This window comes from Sphingomonas sp. TX0543, from assembly GCF_048565505.1.
GTDB lineage: Bacteria > Pseudomonadota > Alphaproteobacteria > Sphingomonadales > Sphingomonadaceae > Sphingomonas.
The window spans coordinates 1,887,656-1,909,223 of record NZ_JBLZUS010000002.1; the positions used below are offsets into that span (position 1 = coordinate 1,887,656).

General features: G+C 63.6%; 16 protein-coding genes. 13 read left to right on the forward strand and 3 right to left on the reverse strand.

Annotation, left to right across the window (positions count from 1 at the left end):
* Positions 1–23: 23 nt before the first annotated feature.
* From ccmE to ACM61V_RS09735, 12 genes are all read left to right on the forward strand, one after another.
* Positions 24–458 (forward strand): cytochrome c maturation protein CcmE, encoded by a 435-nt coding sequence (gene ccmE, locus ACM61V_RS09680; protein ID WP_137785699.1) that lies wholly within the window; start codon positions 24–26, stop codon positions 456–458.
* On the forward strand, positions 455–1,099 hold the full coding sequence (locus ACM61V_RS09685) for a tetratricopeptide repeat protein (RefSeq protein WP_137785698.1): 645 nt from the start codon (positions 455–457) through the stop codon (positions 1,097–1,099). Before ccmE ends, ACM61V_RS09685 begins: the two co-directional genes overlap by 4 nt.
* A 140-nt stretch (positions 1,100–1,239) precedes the next feature.
* Positions 1,240–3,144: a potassium transporter Kup gene (locus tag ACM61V_RS09690; RefSeq protein WP_171007486.1), complete on the forward strand. Its 1,905-nt coding sequence runs from the start codon at positions 1,240–1,242 to the stop codon at positions 3,142–3,144.
* Positions 3,145–3,649: 505 nt separating this feature from the next.
* Entirely contained in the window at positions 3,650–5,026 is a 1,377-nt protein-coding gene (locus tag ACM61V_RS09695) for a M24 family metallopeptidase (protein WP_249341425.1), read from the forward strand.
* A gap of 24 nt (positions 5,027–5,050) precedes the next feature.
* Positions 5,051–6,772, forward strand: a complete 1,722-nt coding sequence (locus ACM61V_RS09700; RefSeq protein WP_137785697.1) for a hypothetical protein — start codon at positions 5,051–5,053, stop codon at positions 6,770–6,772.
* A gap of 118 nt (positions 6,773–6,890) precedes the next feature.
* Positions 6,891–9,971, forward strand: coding sequence for a TonB-dependent receptor domain-containing protein (locus ACM61V_RS09705; protein ID WP_137785696.1), 3,081 nt, complete (start codon positions 6,891–6,893; stop codon positions 9,969–9,971).
* Positions 9,972–10,036: 65 nt separating this feature from the next.
* Positions 10,037–11,470 carry a M20/M25/M40 family metallo-hydrolase gene (locus tag ACM61V_RS09710; protein ID WP_171007485.1) on the forward strand — a complete coding sequence of 478 codons (1,434 nt, stop codon included), beginning with the start codon at positions 10,037–10,039 and terminating at the stop codon, positions 11,468–11,470.
* Between the two features lie 51 nt (positions 11,471–11,521).
* Positions 11,522–13,753 carry a prolyl oligopeptidase family serine peptidase gene (locus ACM61V_RS09715; RefSeq protein ID WP_137785694.1) on the forward strand — a complete coding sequence of 744 codons (2,232 nt, stop codon included), beginning with the start codon at positions 11,522–11,524 and terminating at the stop codon, positions 13,751–13,753.
* Position 13,754: 1 nt separating this feature from the next.
* Complete coding sequence (locus ACM61V_RS09720) at positions 13,755–15,428, forward strand: DUF885 family protein (protein ID WP_137785693.1); 1,674 nt, start codon at positions 13,755–13,757, stop codon at positions 15,426–15,428.
* A gap of 13 nt (positions 15,429–15,441) precedes the next feature.
* The gene (locus ACM61V_RS09725; RefSeq protein WP_137785692.1) at positions 15,442–15,921 is read left to right on the forward strand and encodes a DUF3830 family protein; all 480 of its coding nucleotides are present in this window, start codon (positions 15,442–15,444) and stop codon (positions 15,919–15,921) included.
* Positions 15,922–15,933: 12 nt separating this feature from the next.
* Positions 15,934–16,833, forward strand: a complete 900-nt coding sequence (locus ACM61V_RS09730; RefSeq protein WP_137785691.1) for a bile acid:sodium symporter family protein — start codon at positions 15,934–15,936, stop codon at positions 16,831–16,833.
* Positions 16,834–16,948: 115 nt separating this feature from the next.
* On the forward strand, positions 16,949–18,235 hold the full coding sequence (locus ACM61V_RS09735; protein ID WP_137785690.1) for an NAD(P)/FAD-dependent oxidoreductase: 1,287 nt from the start codon (positions 16,949–16,951) through the stop codon (positions 18,233–18,235).
* Between the two features lie 98 nt (positions 18,236–18,333).
* On the opposite strand, the gene ACM61V_RS09740 is transcribed toward ACM61V_RS09735, so the two are convergent.
* The gene (locus ACM61V_RS09740; protein WP_171007484.1) at positions 18,334–18,807 is read right to left on the reverse strand and encodes a MarR family winged helix-turn-helix transcriptional regulator; all 474 of its coding nucleotides are present in this window, start codon (positions 18,805–18,807) and stop codon (positions 18,334–18,336) included.
* 519 nt (positions 18,808–19,326) lie between these two features.
* Here ACM61V_RS09740 and ACM61V_RS09745 point away from each other — a divergent pair.
* The gene (locus tag ACM61V_RS09745; protein WP_137785688.1) at positions 19,327–20,496 is read left to right on the forward strand and encodes a pyridoxal phosphate-dependent aminotransferase; all 1,170 of its coding nucleotides are present in this window, start codon (positions 19,327–19,329) and stop codon (positions 20,494–20,496) included.
* Positions 20,497–20,579: 83 nt separating this feature from the next.
* Here the strand turns inward: ACM61V_RS09745 and ACM61V_RS09750 are convergent, their stop codons facing one another.
* Positions 20,580–21,167: a hypothetical protein gene (locus tag ACM61V_RS09750; protein WP_137785687.1), complete on the reverse strand. Its 588-nt coding sequence runs from the start codon at positions 21,165–21,167 to the stop codon at positions 20,580–20,582.
* Entirely contained in the window at positions 21,164–21,544 is a 381-nt protein-coding gene (locus tag ACM61V_RS09755; protein WP_249341424.1) for an MmcQ/YjbR family DNA-binding protein, read from the reverse strand. The genes ACM61V_RS09750 and ACM61V_RS09755 overlap by 4 nt, the downstream gene beginning before the upstream one ends.
* Between the last annotated feature and the right edge of the window lie 24 nt (positions 21,545–21,568).

A 21,568-nucleotide genomic window follows, 5' to 3' on the forward strand; every position in this document is an offset into this window, starting at 1 on the left:
CGGGCGATGCGGAAGGCGGAGAAGTGAAGGCCAAGCATCAGCGGCTGACGCTGGCGCTGCTGGCGCTCGCGGCGGTCGTCGGCGCGGCGTTGCTCGCGCTTTCCGCGCTCAAGGATCAGGCAGCGTTCTTCTACGCGCCGTCGGACGTCAGCGCGCAGACGCTGCCACTGGGAAGGGCGGTGCGGCTCGGGGGTATGGTGCAGAACGGCTCGATCAAGCGCGCGGGCGACGGGGTGACGATCCATTTCGTCGTAACCGACGGCAAGGCGACCACCCCGGTGACGTTCACCGGCATCGCACCCGATCTGTTCAAGGAAAATTCCGGCGTGGTGGCGGAAGGCGAGTTCCGCCCCGACGGCTCGTTCGTCGCGAGCAATCTGCTTGCCAAGCACGACGAGAAATACATGCCCCCGGAAGTGGCGGGCAAGATGCACGAAACGAAGACGCTGGAGCAATGAGCGGCTATCTCACCCTGGCGCTGTTCGGGCTGCTGGCATTTTCGGCACTTGTCATCTTCCGGTTGCCGCGCGTCCTGTGGTCGATCGCCGGCGCCGCGCTGTTCCTCGGTGCGGCGGGCTATGCGTGGCAGGGGCGGCCCGGACTCGCTGCGCATCCCGCCACGCCGACGACCGAGCCGATCGCGGTGGAGCCGGCCGTGATCGCCCTGCGTGACCGGATGATCGGGCGCTACACCGCCGACACCGCCTATGTGATGGCATCGGACGCGATGCTGCGCACCGGCGATACCGCCGCCGCCACCCAGGTCGTGCTTGGTGGCATTCGGGCGATTCCCGGCAGCTACATCCTGTGGACCCAGCTCGGCACCAATCTGGCGCTGCATGACGGCAACCAGATGTCTCCGCCCGCGCTGGCGGCGTTCCGGCAGGCGATTCGTCTCGCGCCGCGCCATCCGGCGCCGGTCTATTATATGGGGCTCGCCTATGTCCGCGCCGGGAATCTCCCGGCGGCGCGCCCGCTGTGGAAGCGGGCGGCGCTGCTGTCCGCGCCCGGATCGGACTATGGCAAAGAGATCGTGCGCCAGTTGATAATGCTCGATCGGGTGCTGGCATTGCCGCTACGGAATCCGGGTCAGCGCTGAACAGCTTGAAACCGGCGGCGACGGGCCCGGCCATCGCGGCCCGCCGCGCTGTTGCGGGCCCAATGGGGCCGTGCTAGGCGCGCCGCTTCAACAGGTGATTGCAGGCTATCTGCCGTGAATCCGGTTTCCGCGACTCTTTCGTGAGCACATCCCAAACCCCGGGCGTGCCGCACGGCCACGACCTGCGCCGCGACAGCCTTGCCAAGCTGGCGGTGGGAGCAATCGGCGTCGTCTACGGCGATATCGGCACCAGCCCGCTGTATTCGATGAAGGAAGTGTTCGTCGGCCACCACCCGCTGACGGTCGATCAGCTGCATATCTTCGGTGTCGTCAGCCTGATCTTCTGGTCACTCGTGCTGATCGTCACGTTCAAATATGTGATGGTGATCCTGCGCGCCGACAATGAAGGCGAAGGCGGCAGCCTCGCGCTGCTTGCGCTGATCCAGCGCCGCAGCGCGACGGGCAAGCGATGGGGCACGAGCCTCGTCATCCTCGGCGTGCTGGCGACCGCCCTGTTCTTCGGCGATTGCATGATTACCCCGGCGGTGTCGGTGCTGTCCGCCGTCGAAGGGCTTGCGACCGTGGAGCAGGGATTCGGCAGCTTCGTCATCCCGATCGCCGTCGCGATCCTGGTAGCGCTGTTCTATTTCCAGTCGGTCGGCACGGCCAAGGTCGGCAATCTGTTCGGGCCGATCATGGCGATCTATTTCGTCACGATCGCGGTGCTCGGCGTGATCCACATCCTGCACCAGCCGCAGATCCTGTTGTCGCTCGATCCACGCTGGGCGGTGCGGTTCGCGGCGAGCGATGGCCGGCTGGCGTTTCTGGCGCTTGGCTCGGTCGTGCTCGCGTTGACCGGGGCGGAGGCGCTGTACGCCGATATGGGGCATTTCGGCCGGCGCCCGATCGCCGTGGCGTGGCTGTGGTTCATCTTCCCCGCGCTGATGCTCAACTATCTCGGGCAGGGGGCGCTGTTGCTCGGCAATCCGGCCGCCGCCGAGAATCCGTTCTTCCTTATGGCCAGCGAGCAGTGGCGGCTGCCGCTCGTCATCCTGGCGACGGTGGCGACGGTGATCGCCAGCCAGGCAGTCATCACCGGATGCTATTCGGTCGTGCATCAGGCGATCCAGCTCGGCCTGATGCCGCGCCTGCGCATCAGCCATACCAGCGCATCGGAGGCGGGCCAGATCTACATCGCCTCGGTCAACTGGTCACTGATGGTGATGGTGCTGCTGCTGATTTTCGGTTTCCGCGAATCGTCCAACCTCGCGGCGGCCTATGGCATCGCGGTGACGGGGACGATGTTCATCTCGACCTGTATGGTCGGGGTGTTGATCTATCGCGTTTGGCGCTGGCCGCTGTGGACGGTGGCGCCGTTCGTCGGCGTGTTCGTGTTTATCGACGGCCTGTACTTCACCTCTAACCTGACCAAGATCTTCGACGGTGGCTGGTTCCCGTTGCTGGTCGCGGCCGTCTGTTTCGTGCTGCTTACGACCTGGGCCACGGGGCGCAAGCTGATGATCCACCGGATGCGCGAGGGCGCGATGCCGATCAAGGTGTTCATCGGCTCGGCCGCCAACTCTGCCACGCGCGTGCCCGGCACCGCGGTGTTCATGACCTCGACGCCGGAGGGCGTGCCGCATGCGTTGCTCCACAACCTCAAGCACAATCGCGTGCTGCACGAGCGGGTGATCCTGTTAACCGTGAAGGTCACCGACATGCCCTATTTCCCCGAGGATGATCGCTTCCTGCACGATGATCTCGGGCAGGGTTTCCACCGGGTCATCCTGCGCTATGGCTTCATGGAGGCGCCGGATGTGCCCGCCGCACTGAAGCGGTTCCATGGTTGTGGCGCGGATATCCGCATGATCGACACCAGCTTCTTCCTCTCGCGGCAGACCCTGCTGCCGTCCGAGCGACCGGGTATGATGATCTGGCGCGAGAAACTGTTCGCCTGGATGTTGCGCAACGCCGAAAGCGCGATGGAATTCTTCCACCTGCCGACGAACCGTGTGGTGGAACTGGGCACGCAGATCGAGATCTGACGCGGCGCGAGCGCGGGCAAGCCGATGTCGGGAAGCAACGATCGATAGGCGCAATCGGCAGGATAAACCGCCGATGGTGCGGCTGATCGACGGCGGATAGATCATCGTCCGCGGGGTCAGGCCGGACCGGGCTTCGGCCGCTCTGATCTTTCAGCCGCGCCTTTGAAACCGGTGCGCGTGTTCTGCCGCGATTGATATCCCGTCAGTCCGGGAATCACTCTTCCCGCCGGATCCCGATAAACCATCACGCCCTTGCGGATATGCGGGCGATAAAGCGTGCTGTCCCGGTTTCGGGATAACGCTCCCCGCAACGATCAAGGGCCCGCTCGCGCGTCTCCGGCGGTGAAAGCTTGCGCTTTCCGGGCAATCGAACGGACCGATTTCGGTGGCGGCCGTAGCGCCCGCCCGCCGTTCGGTGAAAATTGACATACAACTGAAATATGTGCATTAGCATACGATAATGCATTCAATATGCGCCGGGGGGATCATGGGAAGAACGAGGTTTATGGCGCGCGTGGCAGGCGCGACTCCAATTGCTGCCGTGCTGGCGCTGGTCGCTCCGGCGGCTGCGACGGGTCAGGTTCCGCTCGCGGCGGTCCCCATGTCGGACGTCGAGCAGCAAGCCCCGGCCCTTCCGCAAATCCTCCCGATCCGGGAGCGCGCCGCCCTCGAGAACCGCATCCTCGCCGACCGGCTCGACACGGTGGTGCCGCGTCTGATGCGCGATCAGAAAATCGCGATGTGGGTGCTGATGGCGCGCGAGTATTTCGAAGAGCCCGTGGTCGCGACCATGCTGAACGCGGAGAGCCTTCATGCACGGCGCCGCACGATCCTCATCTTTTTCGATCCCGGCGGCGGCAAGCCGATCGAGCGTCTGACGGTCAGCCGCTACGGATTGGGCGGCCTGTTCAAGCCAGCATGGAACCCCGATGCGCAGCCCGATCAATGGAAGGCCGTTGCGGACATCATCGCGGCGCGCAATCCCGGCTCGATCGCCATCAATACCTCCGCGCTCTCCGCCTTCGCCGACGGCATGACGCTGAGCCAATTTGGCGAGATGAAGGCGGCGTTGCCCGAACCCTATCGTTCGCGGATCGTTTCGGGCGAGAAGCTGGCGATCGGCTGGCTCGAAACGCGCACGCCGCAGGAAATGCAGATTTATCCGGGTATTCTGCGGATGGCGCATGCGGTCATCGGCGAAGCCTTTTCGCGAAAGGTCATCACGCCGGGCAAGACCACGACGGACGACGTGGTGTGGTGGTATCGCCAGCGGCTGAGCGATCTGGGGCTGAAGACGTGGTTCCAGCCCTCGGTCGCGGTGCTTCGCCAGGGGCAGAAGGAGATGCTGGAGGGCGATACCGTCATCCAGCCGGGCGACATGCTGTGGACCGATTTCGGCATCACCTATCTCCGCCTCAACACCGACACCCAGCATCTGGCCTATGTGCTGAAGCCGGGCGAGACGCGGGCGCCGGAGGGGTTGCGCGCCGGATTGCGGGCCGCCAACGGCGTGCAGGACGCGCTGCTCGCCTCCTTCCGCGAAGGCGCGACCGGCAACGAGGTGCTGGCCGCGGCGCGCGCGAAGGCGATCGCGGCGGGGCTGAAGCCGTCGATCTACTCACACCCGCTGGGCTATCACGGCCATGCGGCGGGCACCGCGATCGGGTTCTGGGACAATCAGAACGGCGACGAGCGGGGGCTCTATCCGATCCATGCCAATACGACGTGGTCGATCGAACTGGCCGCGTACGCTCCAGTCCCGGAATGGGGCGGGCAGGAGGTGCAGTTCCGGTCAGAGGAGAACGCTTATTTCGATGGGCGCAAGGTGCGCTTCCTCGACGGGCGACAGACCGAGATCACGCTCATCAAGGGCGACCAGTAACGGCTATTGCAGGGGGGTAAGGCCATGAACTGTGGGAAGTTCTTGTTATCGGCAGCGGCAGCGTCGCTTGCGCTGGGCGCCGTGCCGGCGATGGCGGAGACATTCAAGGTAACCGTGCCGGCGTCCGCCACGGACGCATCGTTTGATGGTCGGATCATGGTGATCCTGACCCCGGACGGCGAAACCGAGCCGCGCTTCCAGACCCGGCCGGACTATTTCGGCGCCCAGATGTTCGGCGTGACGGTGGACGGGCTCAAGCGCGGTGAAAGCGCCACCATCGGCGGCGACGTGCTCGGCTTTCCGGCCGAGGCGCTCGGCAAGGTTCCGGCCGGGCGCTATCATGCGCAGGCGGTGCTTCACCGCTACGACACCTATCGCCTGGCCAGCGGCAAGACGGTGAAGCTGCCCGCCCCGCGCGGCGCGGGCCAGAACTGGCGGCTCGAGCCGGGCAATCTGGTGAGCACCCCGCAGGTTATCGATTTCGACCCGGCGAAGCCCGGCGCGATCGAACTGACGCTGGACAAGGTAAATCCCGCGATCGCCGAGCCGAAGGACAGCGAGTTCATACGGCGCTTCAAGTTCCGCAGCGAGAAGCTGTCGAAGTTCTGGGGCCGCGACATCTATCTGCGTGGCCATGTGCTGGTGCCGAAGGACTTCGACAAGCATCCCGAGGCGCATTATCCGCTGATGATCTTCCACGGCCATTTCCCGGCCGATTTCGGCGGATTTCGCACCACGCCGCCCGATCCCGACCTGAAGTGCGAACCAAGCGAGCGCTTCAATCTGCCGTGCTACAACCGCACCGAGCAGGAAGAGGCCTATAACTTCTACAAACAGTGGGTTTCGGAAAAATTCCCCCGCTATCTGGTGGTCGAGATCGACCATTCCAATCCGTATTACGACGATTCCTATGCGGTAAATTCTGCCAATATCGGGCCGTATGGCGATGCCATCACGTACGAATTCATTCCCGCGCTGGAAAAGAAGTTCCGCGGCCTGGGCAAGAACTGGTCACGCTTCATGTACGGCGGGTCGACCGGCGGCTGGGAAGCGCTGGGCGTGCAGGTGAAATACCCGGATCAATACAATGGCGCATTCGCCGCCTGCCCGGATCCGATCGATTTCCGCCAGATGATGCTGACCAACATCTACAAGGACAAGAACGCATATTATCACGAGGGGCCGTTCACGAAGGTCGCCCGCGCCGGAAAGCGCGATTATCTCGACAACTCCCCCTACACGATGGAGATGGAGAACCGCTGGGAACTGGTGATGGGCGACAAGACCCGTTCCGGCGGACAGTGGGATATCTGGGAAGCGGTGTTCTCGCCGAATGGAGCGGACGGCTATCCTCAACGTATCTGGGACAAGCGCACCGGCGTGATCGATCCGAAGGTCGCGGATTACTGGCGCGAGAATTACGATCTTCGCCATATCCTTGAGCGTGACTGGAAGACGCTGGCGCCAAAGCTTCAGGGGAAGATCCATATCTATGTGGGGGATATGGATAATTTCTATCTGAACAACGCAGTCTATCTGATGGAGGATTTCCTGAAGAAGGCCGATCCGCCGTATCAGGGCGAGGTGGATTACGGGGATCGCGCGGAACATTGCTGGAGCGGCGACCACGCCAATCCGAATGCCATTTCGCGACTGCGGTACAACACATTCTATCTGCCGAAGATACTTAAGCGGATCGAGGCGTCTGCCCCGCCGGGGGCGGACCTCACAAGCTGGCGATATTGATCGGCGAAAGCACGGCAACCGCCAGCATTTTTTGAGCACGAGCAAGCAGACGGGTCGCCAGCCGGCGGCCCGAACCGGGAGACGCGTCGCGCGCGGCGCATGAGGGGAAGGGTTACCAATGACCACGACATTTCAACGAATGGCGCTTTTGACGGGCACGGCCGTCATCGGGATCGTGACCGCGCAGATCGCGCAGGCGCAGGAGGCATCCGCGCCCGTATCGCCTGCCAGCGCACCGCTTTCGGACACGGCTGATTCCGGCTCGGCCACTGGCGGTGATGTGGTCGTCACCGGCTCGCGTATCCGCTCCGCGAACCTGGAGAGCGTAAGCCCGGTCGTGCAGATCGGCGCGGCGGAATTCACCAGCCGCGGCGTGAGCCGCGCCGAGGATCTGGTGAACCAGTTGCCGCAGGTGTTCGCCGCGCAGGGCTCGGCCAACTCGAACGAGGCGACCGGCACCGCCCAGGTCGATCTTCGCGGCCTAAGCCCGTCGCGCACGCTGGTGCTCGTGAACGGCCGGCGGCTGCCCTACGGTTCGCCCAAGTCGACGCCATCGGACATCAACCAGGTGCCCGCGGCGCTGGTCCGCAATGTCGAGGTGCTCACCGGGGGCGCCTCCGCCGTTTATGGTTCCGACGCGATCGCGGGCGTCGTCAACTTCAACCTCATCGACGATTTCCAGGGCGTGAAGATCACCGCCAATGTCGGCGGCTATCAGCATGGCAACGGTGACAAGGGCCTGCGCAGCCTGCTCGATGCGAACAACGCGCTCGTGCCGGGCGCCTATCCCAAGCCGGACAAGAACGTCTGGAACGGCTTCACGCAGGATTATTCCGTCGTCATCGGCAGCAACATGGCGGACGGTCGCGGAAACGTGACCGCCTATGGCACCTATCGCAAGATCAATCCCATCCTGCAGGCCGACTATGATTACAGCGCCTGCGCGCTGGGCGCGACCGGGCAGAACGGCAGCCAGTATTCGTGCAGCGGCTCCGGCTACAACTTCCCGTCGAACTTCGCCAACACCGGCGGGCTGGTGAACGTGCCGACCCAGTTCCGGGCGGACAACAAGACGTTCGTGGCCGGGCGCCGCACATACAATTTCGCGCCGGCCAATTATTATCAGCGGCCGGACGAGCGCTACACGCTGGGCGCCATGGGGCATTATGAGATCAGCGAACACGTCGTTCCGTATTTCGAAGTCAGCTTCATGGATGACAAATCCACCGCGCAGATCGCGCCGGGCGTCATCGCCGGCGGCATCTTCGGCAGCGCTGGCGGCCTGAATTGCGACAACGCCTTCCTCAGCGCGCAGCAGTCGCAGTTCCTGTGCGGCGCCGCGGGGCTGTCGACGGCGAGCAACTATGACGCCAACGGCAATTATGTCGGCGCGGCCGCCATCGCCAACGGGCTCATCATCAATCGCCGCAATGTCGAGGGTGGCAATCGTCGCGACAGCATCCACCACAGCACCTTCCGCCTTGTCGGCGGCGTGCGCGGCAAGATCGACGAAGCGTTCAGCTACGACGTGTTCGGATCCTATTCGAAGGTAAGCTACAACAGCCGCTTCGTCGGCAATGTCAGCACCGCGCGACTGGGCAATGCGCTGAACGCGGTGATCGACCGCCGGACCGGATCGGCCCCCAACGGCCAGATCGTCTGCGCCATCAACGCCGACGCAAGCTCGCTCAACGACGATTCGCGCTGCGCCCCGCTGGATCTCATCAGCGGCAACCCGGCCAGCGCCGCATCCGTTGCCTATATCGCGCAGGATCAGCAGATCACCGGCGAAACCGCGCTGACCAACATCGTCGCGTCGGTGAACGGCGATCTGGGCAAATACGGCGTCGTGCTTCCCTGGGCGACGCATGGCGTGGGGATCGCGTTCGGCCTGGAATATCGCAAGAACACGCTGAGCCTCAATCCCGACGAGGCATATCAGACCTCGCCGGAACCGGAATATCCGGTGAGCGGCTCGACGGTGGCGAAGGAATTGTTCGCCGAGCTTAACGTGCCGCTGGTTGAGAGCCGACCGTTCTTTGAACTGCTCTCGTTCGAAGGCGCATATCGCTATTCGGACTATAGCACCGGTTTCAAGACGAACACCTATAAGCTGGGGCTGAACTGGTCGCCAGTTCACGCGCTGCGGCTGCGTGGCAGCTATCAGCGCGCCGTCCGCGCGCCGAACGTCGTGGAGTTGTTCGCTTCGCAGTCGATCTTCGAGGTGGAACTGACGGAGCTGGCGAACGGCAGCTACGATCCGTGCTCGGGCGCGACGCCGCTGGCGACGGCGGCGCAATGCGCCAACACCGGTGTGACGGCGGCGCAATATGGCAACATCATCGACAACCCCGCAGGGCAGTTCAACTCGCTGATCGGTGGCAATCGGAACCTGAAGCCGGAAAAGGCCGATACCTGGTCGCTTGGCGCGGTGTTCCAGCCGGATTTCATTCCGAGGTTCACCATGTCGGTCGATTACTTCAACATCACCGTCAACGACCTGATCGGCAGCGTGAATCCGAACCTTGCGCTCAAGAACTGCCTGTACAACGCCGATCCGCGTTCGTGCGCCGCGATCCGCCGCGGGCCCGGCGGCACACTGTTCCTGACGTCGCAGGGGTATTTCGAGCGCTTCAACGTCAACACCGGATCGCTCAAGACCAGCGGCATCGATTTCTCCGTCGACTATCGCCTGCCGCTGAATTCGATGGGTACGTTCAACTTCAACCTTGTCGGCACCTATCTGCGCAGCTTCCGCACCCAGCCGCTGCCCAGTTCGCCCGCGGCGGACATCTATGAGTGCGTCGGCCTGTACGGCGGGCTGTGCGGCCGCCCGCGTCCGGAATGGCGGCACAAGCTGCTGACCACGTGGTCGAGCCCGTTCGGCGTCGATGTCGGCCTTACCTGGCGCTACGTTTCTTCGGTGAAGATTTCGCAGACCAGCAATCAGGAAGCGCTCAACGGCAGTTTCGCCGACGTGAACCGCTCGCTGAACAGCCGGAGCTATTTCGACCTGTCGTTTGGTTACGACCTGCTCGAGAACGCGCGCCTCACGCTGGGTGTGAACAACATTCTCGACAAGTCGCCGCCGCTGACGACCACCTCGGCGATCGAGGATGGCGGCAACGGCAATACCTACCCGCAGTTCTACGACGCGACGGGGCGGTATCTGTTCGCCAGCGTATCGGTAAAGTTCTGACGGACGGCCCGGCCGCTCTCCCTTCAGGGGGGCGGCCGGTGCACATCAAAAGGATAGGATTGCCCTTGCCCAAGCCCTGGTCCCTCCTCTTGCTTGCGGCGAGTGCCGCGATCCCCGTTTCCACTCTGGCCGCCGCGCCGCCCCAGCGCTGGGAGGCGACCGACAAGGATCGCGCCGACGCGCGCGCGCTGCTGGAGGAGATCGTCGCGATTCCGACGGCGAAGGGGCGCGGGAACGTCCCCCGGCTGATTGACGTGCTGGCGGCGCGGCTGAAGGGGGCAGGCTTCAGCGATGCCGATATCATCCGCGTTCCCGTAACGATCGACGGCGAGGTGACCTCGGGGTTCGTGGTGCGATACGCAGGGCGTAACACGGCGCTTCGGCCGGTCGCGTTGCTTGCGCACATGGACGTGGTGGATGCGGTGGCGGAAAACTGGTCCACCGATCCCTACAAGCCGGTGGAGAAGGACGGCTATCTTTACGGCCGCGGCACGCAGGACGACAAGTTCGGCGTCGCGCTCCTGGTTTCCACCTTCGCCCGGCTGAAGCGCGCGGGCTGGGTGCCGGAACGCGATCTGCTGCTCGCTTTTTCCGGCGATGAGGAAACGGGCATGCTCTCGACCCGCGCGGTGATCGCCAATCCGCTGGTGCGGAAGGCGGAATTCGCGCTCAACGCCGATGCCGGCGGCGGCTCCGTGACGAGCGCAGGCGTGCCGCTCGATTTCGGCATGCAGGCGGCCGAGAAGACCAACGCGACGTTCGAGGTGACGGCGCTCAACAAGGGCGGCCACAGCTCGGCACCTCGCGACGACAATGCGATCTACGATCTCGCAGCGGCGCTGACGCGGATCAAGGCGCTGCGCTTCCCGGTCATCTTCAATCCGATCACCCGCGCGATGACCGAAAAACTGGCGGCGGAGAAGGGCGGAGAAACCGGCACCGCGCTGCGCGCGCTGCTTGCGGATCCCAAGGATGCCAACGCGCTGGCGGTCGTGCGCCGGGATCCGTCCGCCGGCAACTTCCTGTGGACGACATGCGTGGCGACGATGCTGCGCGCGGGGAATGCGCCGAACGCACTTGCGCAGAATGCTGTCGCGACCGTCAATTGCCGCATCCTGCCCGGCACGCGCGTGGCCGATGTGCAGGCAGAGATCGCCAAGGCGGCCGGCAATCCGGCGATCGCGGTAAAGCTGACCGGCGAGGCCGTCGAAAGCCCCGCGTCGCCGATCCGCAGCGACGTGATGGCGATGCTGCAACGCGCGCTCGATGCAAGCTGGCCGGGCGCGCGCCTGACGCCCAACATGTCGTCCGGCGGAACCGAGGGGCGCGAATATCGCCGCGCCGGAATTCCGACCTATGGCGCAGGAAGTCTCGGTCTGGTGATGCCGCAAGATGCGCGGGCGCACGGCACCGACGAACGTATCCCGCTGGCCTCCTATTACAAGGAACTGGGATATTGGGACACGCTCGTGCGGGAAGTGGGCGGCAAGGCGCGGTAGCACTGGCTGTGCGGGCGCTCGCTGAAATACGTGGCTGTAAGGTGGTTTGAGATGTCGTTGTTCCTTGCCTCCGGGCGTTCGCTGGCCGCATTCTTGCTGGTGGCGCCATTCGCGGCTTTGCCGCCAGCCGCAGCGGCGCAGGCTCGGTCCCATGACGCCCCGAAGCTTGCCGGCACGAGCCTGTCGATCGACGGGCTGTATCGCTACAAGAGCCTGGTCGGCATCCCGCCGGAAGGATATAGCTGGGCGCGCGACGGCAGAACCGTCCTGTTCCTGTGGAACGAGGATGGTTATTCGTTCCGCGACATCTGGGCCTATTCGCCCGTCACCGGCAAAAAGTCCCGGCTCACGTTTCTCGGCCGCGATGCGCGCCCGGAAGCGGAGCGGAAGGGCATCGCGCAGGCGGTTTTCCTCGATCGCGGCAGGGTGGCGTTCACGCTCGACGGCCAGCTCCGCATCCGCGAAGCCGACGGTCGCGTTATCGAGGTCGAGAACGACAAGCACGGCGTGCGCAACCTGTCCGTCTCGGCGGACGGCAGCAAACTGGCATTCGTCTCGGGGAACCCCGCCGATCCGCGCGAAAGCGACGCGCAAGGTGGAATATTGTGGGTGCGAGACACAGCAGCCGGCGGGGGAGACGCCGCCCGGCGCCTTGCCGGCACTGACGATCCGAGAGTGTATGTCGCAGATTTTCAATGGTCCGCCGACAGCAAAACGATCGCTTTCCAGCAGGCGGATGATCGCGCGATGCCGGCGCGCGACATCTTTTATTATGCCAGGGGCGGTCTTCAGAACAACCGCGTGATCCGCGCCTTCCCCGGCGACGAAACGGCGAAGGCGACAATCGGTGTAGTCGACGTCGCCTCTGGGGCGGTGCGCCTCTTCGAGCGACCGGATGCGAAGGATCCGATCTGGGGATACGGCCTGTCATCGGACGGGAGGCGGCTCTTCATCAGCGGTGCGGACATGGAGGCCAAGGAACATACCGTCTATGTCTTCGATGTCGCGAGCGGCGTGCGCGAGACATTCTATACATTGCGCGAGCCCCGGCATCTTCGTCCCGACTGGAAGGTGGCGTGGGCGCCCGGCGACGATGGCCTCATCATCCTCACCGATCGTGACGGGTGGCTGCAGCTTTACCATCAGCGCAGGGCCGCCGAAGCACCGCGCCAGATCACGCGCGGAAACTGGGAGATCGCCTCGTTCGAGGTGGATGCCAAGAACCGTCAACTCTATTTCGTGGCCAATGAGTCGGCGCTTTCGGATCGGCAGCTCTATCGCGTTTCCGTGGCGGGCGGCCCGATCGAGCGGATCAGCGGAGCGGCGGCGGGCACCCACGAGCCGGTATATTCACCCGATTTCCGCCGGATCGCCGACTGGTACAGCAACGACACGACGCCGCCGGAACTGCACCTGATCGACACAGCGAAACCGGGCAGGGCGGTGCAGGTCACCCGATCACCCCAGCCGGATTTCTACACGCAGACCTGGGCGGACGTCCGCTACGTGCAGTTTCCCAGTCATGTCGACGGGGTGAATCTGGTCGCGCGCGTCAGCCTGCCGGCGAACTACGATCCGGCGAGGCGCTATCCGGTGATCGTCGGCTCCGTTTATTCGGATTCCGTGCATAATCAGTGGGGTGGCCGCCGCGCGCACCCGACCTGGGGCATCGACCAATATTTCGTGGCGCAGGGCTATATCGTTCTCAACGTCAATGTCCGCGGATCATGGGGCCAGGGCCGCGACCACAACCAGACGCAGTATGAAAGCTATGGCGAAACCGACATCAACGATCTGGAGAGCGGGGTCCGCTATCTGATCGAGAAGGGCTATGCCGACCCGAAGCGCATCGGAATCTGGGGATCGAGCTACGGCGGGCTGATGACGATCATGTCCCTGTCGAAAAAGCCGGGGCTCTATGCGGCGGGCATCGCGGGGGCGCCAGCCACCAATGTGTGGCACGCCTATCCCGAGCAGATGTGGATCATGGGGCCGACCGAAGGCGCCGACATGCCCAAACGATACGAAGCGCAATCGGCGCTTTATCAGGCGCAGGGCATCCGTGACCCGCTGATGATTATCCACGGCACGCGGGACCCGGTCGTGCTCTATTCTGATACGATGGCGCTGGCGGAGGGGATGATCCGGCGCGAGCAGATGTTCGAGCTGGTTACCCTGCCCGGCGCCAACCATGCGTGGGCGAGCGACAATCTTCCGCAGGCGCGCTTCGCGTTCAAGAAGATGGTCGATTTCTTCGATCGCAATGTGAAGAACCGGAAGTAACATGCTGCGTAGCGCTATCGCCGGCATCATCGCCTGCGCCACGATGCTGGCGGCGCAGGCGGCCGCCGCACAACCGGCAATACAGAATCTCGGTGCGGAGTTCTGGGCCTGGCGAGCCGTCACCCAGCCGGCGAGCAGCGATGACATTCCGCGTATCGTGCGACCGGCGAAATGGGTGCCGGACTGGTCGCCGGCCTCGATCGCAGCCCAGCGGGCGACCCTTGCCGCGTTCGAGGCGCGGTGGCAGGCGCTGGCCGGCTCGCCCCGCACGGTGAGCGAAAGGGTAGATTATCGCTTGGTCGGTTCCGCGCTGGCGAGGGTGAGGTGGGAAATAGACCATGTCGCCGCGTGGCGTCGGCAACCGCATTTTTACACCGCCCAGGCGCTCAATCCCGTGTTCGAGGTGCTGTTGCCGCCACCGCCGTTGTCGCGCGAGCGGATCGAGGAGGTGATCCGCCTGCTTGAAAATGCGCCAGCCGTTCTGGTGGCCGGCCGCGCCAATCTCACCGACATGCGCGGACCGTTCGTCGATATCGCGCTGGCGCAGATCGCCGAGATTCCGCCGAGCCTGCGCGCCATGGCTACCGGGCTTGGCCCTTATGCCGATGCCGGACAGCGCCGGCGGCTGAAGAGCGCGGTGGAACGGAGTGTCGGCGCCTTCGCCGGTTATCGTTCCTTTCTGGAGGCGCACCGCGCGGGGCTGCCGACGACGACGGCGGTAGGGCGCGAGAGCTACCGGTATTTCCTCGGCAGCGTCGCGCTCTATCCCTACTCACCTGAAGAGCTTCTGGTGATGGGGCGACAGGAGTGGGCCCGCTCTGTCCTGTTCGAAACAATCGAACGGAACCGGAATACGGGCCAGCCAGAACTGCCCATCGGCTCGACGATCGGCGAAGTCACGGCGAGACTGGATGCGGAGGAGCTGAAGGTTCGGCGCTTCCTGACGGAGCACAATTTGCTGAGCGTGCCGGAATGGGCCGGTCATTATAACGCGCGTGCCTTCCCCGCCTATCTTGCGCCGATCGGCTGGCTTGGGCGGACATTCGATTTCACCAGCATCGCGCGGGTGGGGCAAAACGCCACCGTCTATCTGCCCGATCCGTCGCCGACGCTGGGCTATTTCAACCTGTCGCTGATGCGCGATCCGCGCCCTGTGATCGTCCACGAGGGCGTGCCGGGTCATTTCTTTCAGCTTACTTTGGGCTGGAAGCACCCCGATCCGCTGCGTCGCCATTATTATGACAGCGGCGCGAACGAAGGCACCGGCTTTTACGCCGAAGAGATGATGCTTCAGGCGGGGTTCTGGGCAGATGCGCCGCGAACGCGCGAGATCATCTATAATTTCGCGCGATTGCGCGCGCTGCGGGTCGAGGTCGATGTGAAGCTGGCCATGGGCGAATTCACCATAGCCCAGGCGGCCGACTATCTGGAGCGGATGGTGCCCATGGACCGGGCGACCGCGCGGGAGGAGGCCACGTTCTTCGCCGCCGCGCCGGGCCAGGCGATCAGCTATCAGATCGGCAAGATGCAAACGACGGAATTTCTCGCCGAGGCGCGCGTGCGCGAAGGAAAGTCATTCGATATCAAGCGCTTTCACGATTATCTCTGGCAGAACGGCAATGTGCCGATCGCGCTGCAGAAAGAAGAATATCTGTCGATGACGGCGGGCAAATAGGGGAGTGCTTTCGATGGACATGATCCGCTTTACGGAGCCCGCCTCGGGATTGTCCGCACGCTGCCGGTTACTGGTGGATGCGGCACCGCAATCCTGCGCGTTCCTGCGCGATCTCGCGTCCCGACGGGCCGCGTTCGAGGCGATGCATGCGATCTGGACCGGCCCGGAAATTTCGGTGCCGATGCCGTCGTCCGCGCTGCCCGAAGGCATCGCCACGCCAGCAATAGCCCCGGAGAATGCCACATCCTATCCCCGCGAGGGGGATGTGGTGCTCGCGTATCTGGCTGCCGGGAGCACGCATGGATTACCGCCCGGCCCATTTTATGACATCGGCATCTTTTACGGGGCGGGCGGCCGTCTGCTGATGCCGTTCGGCTGGATTCAGGCAAATGTGTGTGCCCGGATTATCGACGAGGATCTTCCCAAGGCAGTCGCTGATTGCCGCGCCATTCGCCGTGCCGGCGCCTGCACCATAACGGTCGAGCCGGTCTGAGGAGGCGTGGGCATGACTTACGCTGATCTGATGGCGATCCTGAGCCATTCCGTGCTTCCGGCATCGCTCGTCGCGATCATGACAGCGATGGGGCTTTCGCTCACCGCGGCCGACTTTCGCCAGGTGTTTCGCAACAAGCGTGCGCTGATCTTCGGCGTCTGCTCGATGCTGATCGTCCCGCCGCTGATCGGCCTGACGCTGGCGCTTACGGTCGCGCCGACGCCGGCGCTGGCGGTGGGTTTCGTGCTTCTGGCCACGACGCCCGGGGGGATGCTGTCCAATCTGTTCACTGACATGGCGAAGGGCGATCTGGCGCTGTCGATGTCGATGACGTTGATCCTGAGCATGACATATATCCTGCTGGTGCCGTTCTACGCCCATTTCGCGCTGCTGCATTTCATGGGCCTGGAAGCCGATGTGAATGTGCCGCTGGGCTCTTTCTTCTGGGACATATTTTCGATCACGGTGCTGCCGGCGGCGGCGGGTTTCGCTCTGCGGGCGCTGCGACCCAATATCGCGGGAACAGTGAGGAAGTACCTGAAGAAGGCCGCGACGATCGTATTGTTCACCGCGTTCGGCTTCATCCTGTTCGATCAAATGCCGGTGCTGCGCGAGAATCTTGGCGCGCTTTTCTGGATCACGGTGATCCTCAACCTCATCATGATCTGTGTCGTGATGCTGATCGTGCGCTTTGCCGGTTTCGCGCGCCGCGAGAACATCGCGATCGGGATCGAGCATCTGATGCGTCAGGAGGGTACCGCAATCTTCATCGCGGTGAGCATTGTCGGCAATAACGAGATGTCACTGCCGATGATCATGAACACACCGGTAGCGCTCTGCTTCGTCCTGCTGTTCGTCACGATCGCGCGGCGGGGCGAGCGCGGACGTGTCGCGCCTGCGGCAGTCGCCTGAAATTAGCCAATTATTGCCCACTTCGGGCGAACGAGAAAGTTCCAGAGTATATGAGAATCACCGAAGCCGCGCCGTTCGCGGCAGCCAGCGATCATACGCTTAAGATGGAGCGGTGATGCGGCGTCAGGCTAATTCCTGCCCGTCCACCCGTGCCGTGTGGGCGACTACTTCGGCGCCCGGGCCGGATCTTGGCGTATTGACGGCCAGCGTCGAGGCCGATGTGCTCGTCGTTGGTGGCGGGATCGCGGGCATGACGACCGCGCTCCATCTCGCAGAGGCGGGCGTGGACGCGGTGTTGCTGGAGGCCGGCGAGCCGGGCGATCGCTCTACCGGGTGGAGCGGCGGCATCGTCGCGCCCGATTACATCCGCCATACACCGGAAACCATCCGCCAGACGCTCGGGGCGGCGAGCGGCGAGCGGATGACGCGGATGATCGGCGGATCGGCGCGGGCGGTTTTTGATCTGATCGCCCGCCACGGGATCGATTGCGACGCGCGGCAGGACGGCTTCTACACCCCTGCGCACACCGACGCGCTGGTCGAGCAACAGCGCGGCTATGCCGCCCAATGGTGGTCGCGCGGTTATGACGTCACGTTTGTCGAGGGCGGGGAGACGCGGCGGCTGTTCGGAGTGGAGCGGTATCGCGGCGCGCTGCGGTTCGCGGAGGGCGGGGGCGTCAACCCGCTCGGCTATGTTCGTGGCATAGCGCGGGCCGCGCTGCGGCAGGGCGCGCGGCTATACGCCGAAAGCCCGGTAGCAGCGCTGGAACACGATGGCGCGCGCTGGTTGGCGCGCACGCCGGAAGGGGCTGTCGCAGCGCGACGTGTCGTGCTCGCGGCCAATGCCGGCAACGCCGCCCTTCACCCGGCGCTGCATCGCACCGTGCTGCCGCTGCATGTCGTTCAGTTCGCAAGCGCGCCACAAGAGGCCGCGCAGCGCGCCCTTCTGATGCCGGAAGGTGGCGCGCTGACGGACAAGGTTCCCTATCTCTTCACGGCGCGCCTCGATGGGTACGGACGCATGATTTCGGCCTTCCCGAAATCGTTTCTCCTATCCGGGCCGAAGGCGCATGTGCGGGAGGCAAGGCGTCGCCTGATCCGGCACTTCCCCGCCATGTCCGATCCGCAGATCGACTTCATGTGGGAGGGCGTGGCCTGTGTGAACACGTCGTTTCTGCCCGAACTCTATGATCTGGGGAATGGAGCGATCGCGATACAGGCTGATAACGGCCGCGGTATCGGCGTGAATACCCAGCTTGGCATCGAAGTCGCTGCGGCAATCGCGTCGAACAGCAACGAAATTTTATCCGTAACGCCGCGTCAGCCGCATCCGATCCGTTTTCACGCCGCGGCCACGCTGTTGCCCAAACTATTGATGACGATGGCCTATCTGTCGGACTGACATCTTCGACGCCATAAGCCGCGATCCACGCAGCGCCGGTGATCTTAAATCTTTCGGCAGCAATGCCTGGAGGGCGCCGTTCTCGGCCGGCCGGCCCGTTACTCTATCGGAAGCTTGCTGAGGTTCGCGCCGATCTTCTGCAGGGTCGCGAGCAATCGGGCGATGTCGCTATCGCTCACGCCGTCCATTGCCCGGTTGAACTGCCGCCCGACGATCGGCGTGAGCGTACGCAACGTTTCGTGGCCCGCCGGTGTCAGTGTTACCTCGGTGACCCGCTGATCGTCGGCATTGGGCGCGGTGCAAGCCAATCCCTGCTCGACCATGCGATCGATGATCCGGCTGATCGTCGATCGCTTGGTCAGCGCCGCCTCCGCAATCGCGCCGATGCTGGCCGGCTCGCGTTCGCGCAATACCGTCATCACGCGATAGATCGGTTTGGAAACACCATGCTTGTGCAGCACGATGTCCATATCCTCGTGATATTTGAAGTCTGCGTGGGCCATCAAATAGAATGGCGAATTTTCAAGACGGAAATCCGGGCTGCTCGGATCGTAGACACTGCGGTTACTCATCGAATCCTTCGCCCTTCCCGCCAGCTTTCCGGGTGCTCTGGTCGCCATGTTTCCCTCAACTATTACTCGGGATCAAGCGCAGGCTCGCCAGCGCTGGCACGTGCGGGGCAAATTCATCTGAAATCATATACTTCATACCTGTTACTGACAATTTGAGCCAAAGCGGAATGCGGGTGGGGGAGCGCCCGGCTGATCTCGGCATGTTGGGTTGAATTAACGGGTTGATTGGCAACTGGCACGGGCGCCGCGTGTCTGAAACGGAAGCGGGATGCCGATTGTCATCCGATCGGAAAATGCAATCGGGTCGTAGTAAAATCAACGAAAATCGTGTGATAACTGTTGCTTCATCGCGTTGCGCGAACAACGCGGCTGATGCCCGGGCGTGACGCGAGCTGAAGGCGGTCTTCTGACCGTTCCACCTAACGGCAGAGGCTTGCGCACTTCAAGACTGATACTTCTGGAATTGATAGTATATATCACACGAATATTCACGTAATGTGGTTCATCTGGAGGTCGATGATGAAGTGGCCGGCACGGCGCCTGACAGGCGGATCGAGAAAAAGCTTCGGCATGTATGATGAGGCTGCCGCTATGGATGCAGCCGGCTTCGATCTGATCCACCTCGAATTTGGCCGGCCCCATGCGGATACGCCGGATCATATCAAAGCGGCGGCAAAGGCCGCGCTGGACGCGGGCATCGTCCATTACGGGGATTTCCGCGGCACACCGTCGTTCCGAAAGGCGCTGACGAGAAAATTGCGCGAATTCAACCGGCTCGACTATGCCATCGATGAAGTACTGGTATGCAACGGCCTCACCCACGCGTCGTTCGCGGCGATGATGGCGGCCATCGATCCGGGCGATGAGGTGATCCTGCTCGATCCCTATTACCCGCAGCACATCGGCAAGATCGAACTGGCCGGCGGCACCGTGGTGATCGCGGAGTTGGACAGCGCGAACAACTTCGCCATCTCGCGGGATAAGATCGCCGCGAAGATTACCGAACGGACCAGGATGATCGTTCTGGTGAACCCGGCCAATCCTACCGGGCGCGTCTATAGCCGGGATGAGCTTCAGCACATCGCCGCACTTGCGATCGAACACGATCTGCTGGTTCTTTCCGACGAAGTGTACGAGCATATCACTTATGGAAACGCGAAGCATGTGAGCATCGCCAGTCTGCCCGGCATGCGCGAGCGCACGATCACCTGCTTCGCGTTTACCAAGGCATATTCGATGGATGGCTGGCGCGTGGGATACCTTGCTGCCGACGCACGACTGATGCCGGCGATCCTGCGTATCGCCATGACCGACATCACCCACGTCAACGTGTTCGTCCAGGAAGGCGCCCGCGCGGCGATAGAAGGGCCGCAGGACGCGATGCTGGCGATGGTCGAGGCCGATCGGCGCAAGCGCGACATAGTTGTTCGGGCGCTGAACCAGATGCCGGGCGTCACATGCGCAGAACCCGAAGGTACGATTTACGCGTTCCCGGATATCCGGGGCACGGGGCTGTCATCGAACGAACTGGCGATGCGTATCCTGCACGACGCGCATGTCGTGGTCGAGGCCGGCAGCTTCTATGGCCCGGCGGGCGAGGGGCATCTGCGAATCTGCTTCGGATCTGAATCCGAAAAGCGCGTCGTCGAGGCGATGGAAAGGCTGACGCGGCTTTTCAACTCGTTGTGATGGAAGCGGGTCGTTGGCACGGATACGCCGGTGTCGTGAATAAGCGCGGGATCACGGTGAATTTTTGCGGTGGCGGATCACGACTATTTCTTCGGTCGGGTTCGCTCCCACGCCGCATCCAGCACCGTTGCCGATTTGCTTCGCGAAGTGAGTGCCAGCCCCGTCAGCACAAGCTTCCGCCCGCGCAGGAAGCGGCCCTCGGTGCGCCATAATATGTCGTAGAGGGCGGTTTCCGTATGGCTCCTGTCGCCGTCCCACCAGCTTACCGAGATCAGCACGGGAAGGCGTCCGTGATCCTTGTCGACGCCTTCAATCGCCTTCAACAACCCGGCGGCGAACCAGTCGCCGGCGATGCGCGGGCCGGGAAGCGCGTCCTGCGGAGCGACGCCAAGTGCCTTGGGGAAAGTGACGGTCGCGGCACTGAACACACGATCCCCGTCGCTCAGCGCGAGTGCGTCGCCGCCGCCGGATACTTTGCCCACGAGCGTTACGACACCGCGCGCATGCTCGGCGCTGGCCTCCTGCGCGGCGCGCGCAGCTTCGTCGGCGCGGCGGCCGGACCAGTTTAGGTACAGGGTTGCCGCGCCGATCAGCATGCCGACCACGGCAAGCAGTTCCGCCAGCGTGATCCAGCGGCGTCGCGTGGCGGCCTGGTCTGCGGTTTCGCTCATCGTCCGCCCATCTCCAGCAACCGGCGTGGCGCGACCAGCTCCCAACTCCGCGCGATCCGGTCGCCGACGCGATCCCAGTCCGTATCGGTGCGGTCCAGCCGCATCGCCACCCAGCCGGACGGGCCTAGATAGGCGGGGCGGAAATAGCAGTCGGGATCCATTTCGATCAGCATCGCCTGTTCATCACTATCCGCCGCCTTCACGATCACCACGGTTTCGCCGTCCCCGTGGTGATCGTGCCAGAAATAGGCGAAGAACTTGCCCTTTTCGAGATGGAATCCGGGCGAGCCGTGGCTAGGGCGCTCCATCGCAGCCGGCAGGGTGAGTGCGATCTCTCGCACCTTTTGCAGCAATGGAGCCGGATCGGTCGTCGTCACGGTGGCTCCTTCCACAAGATGCTG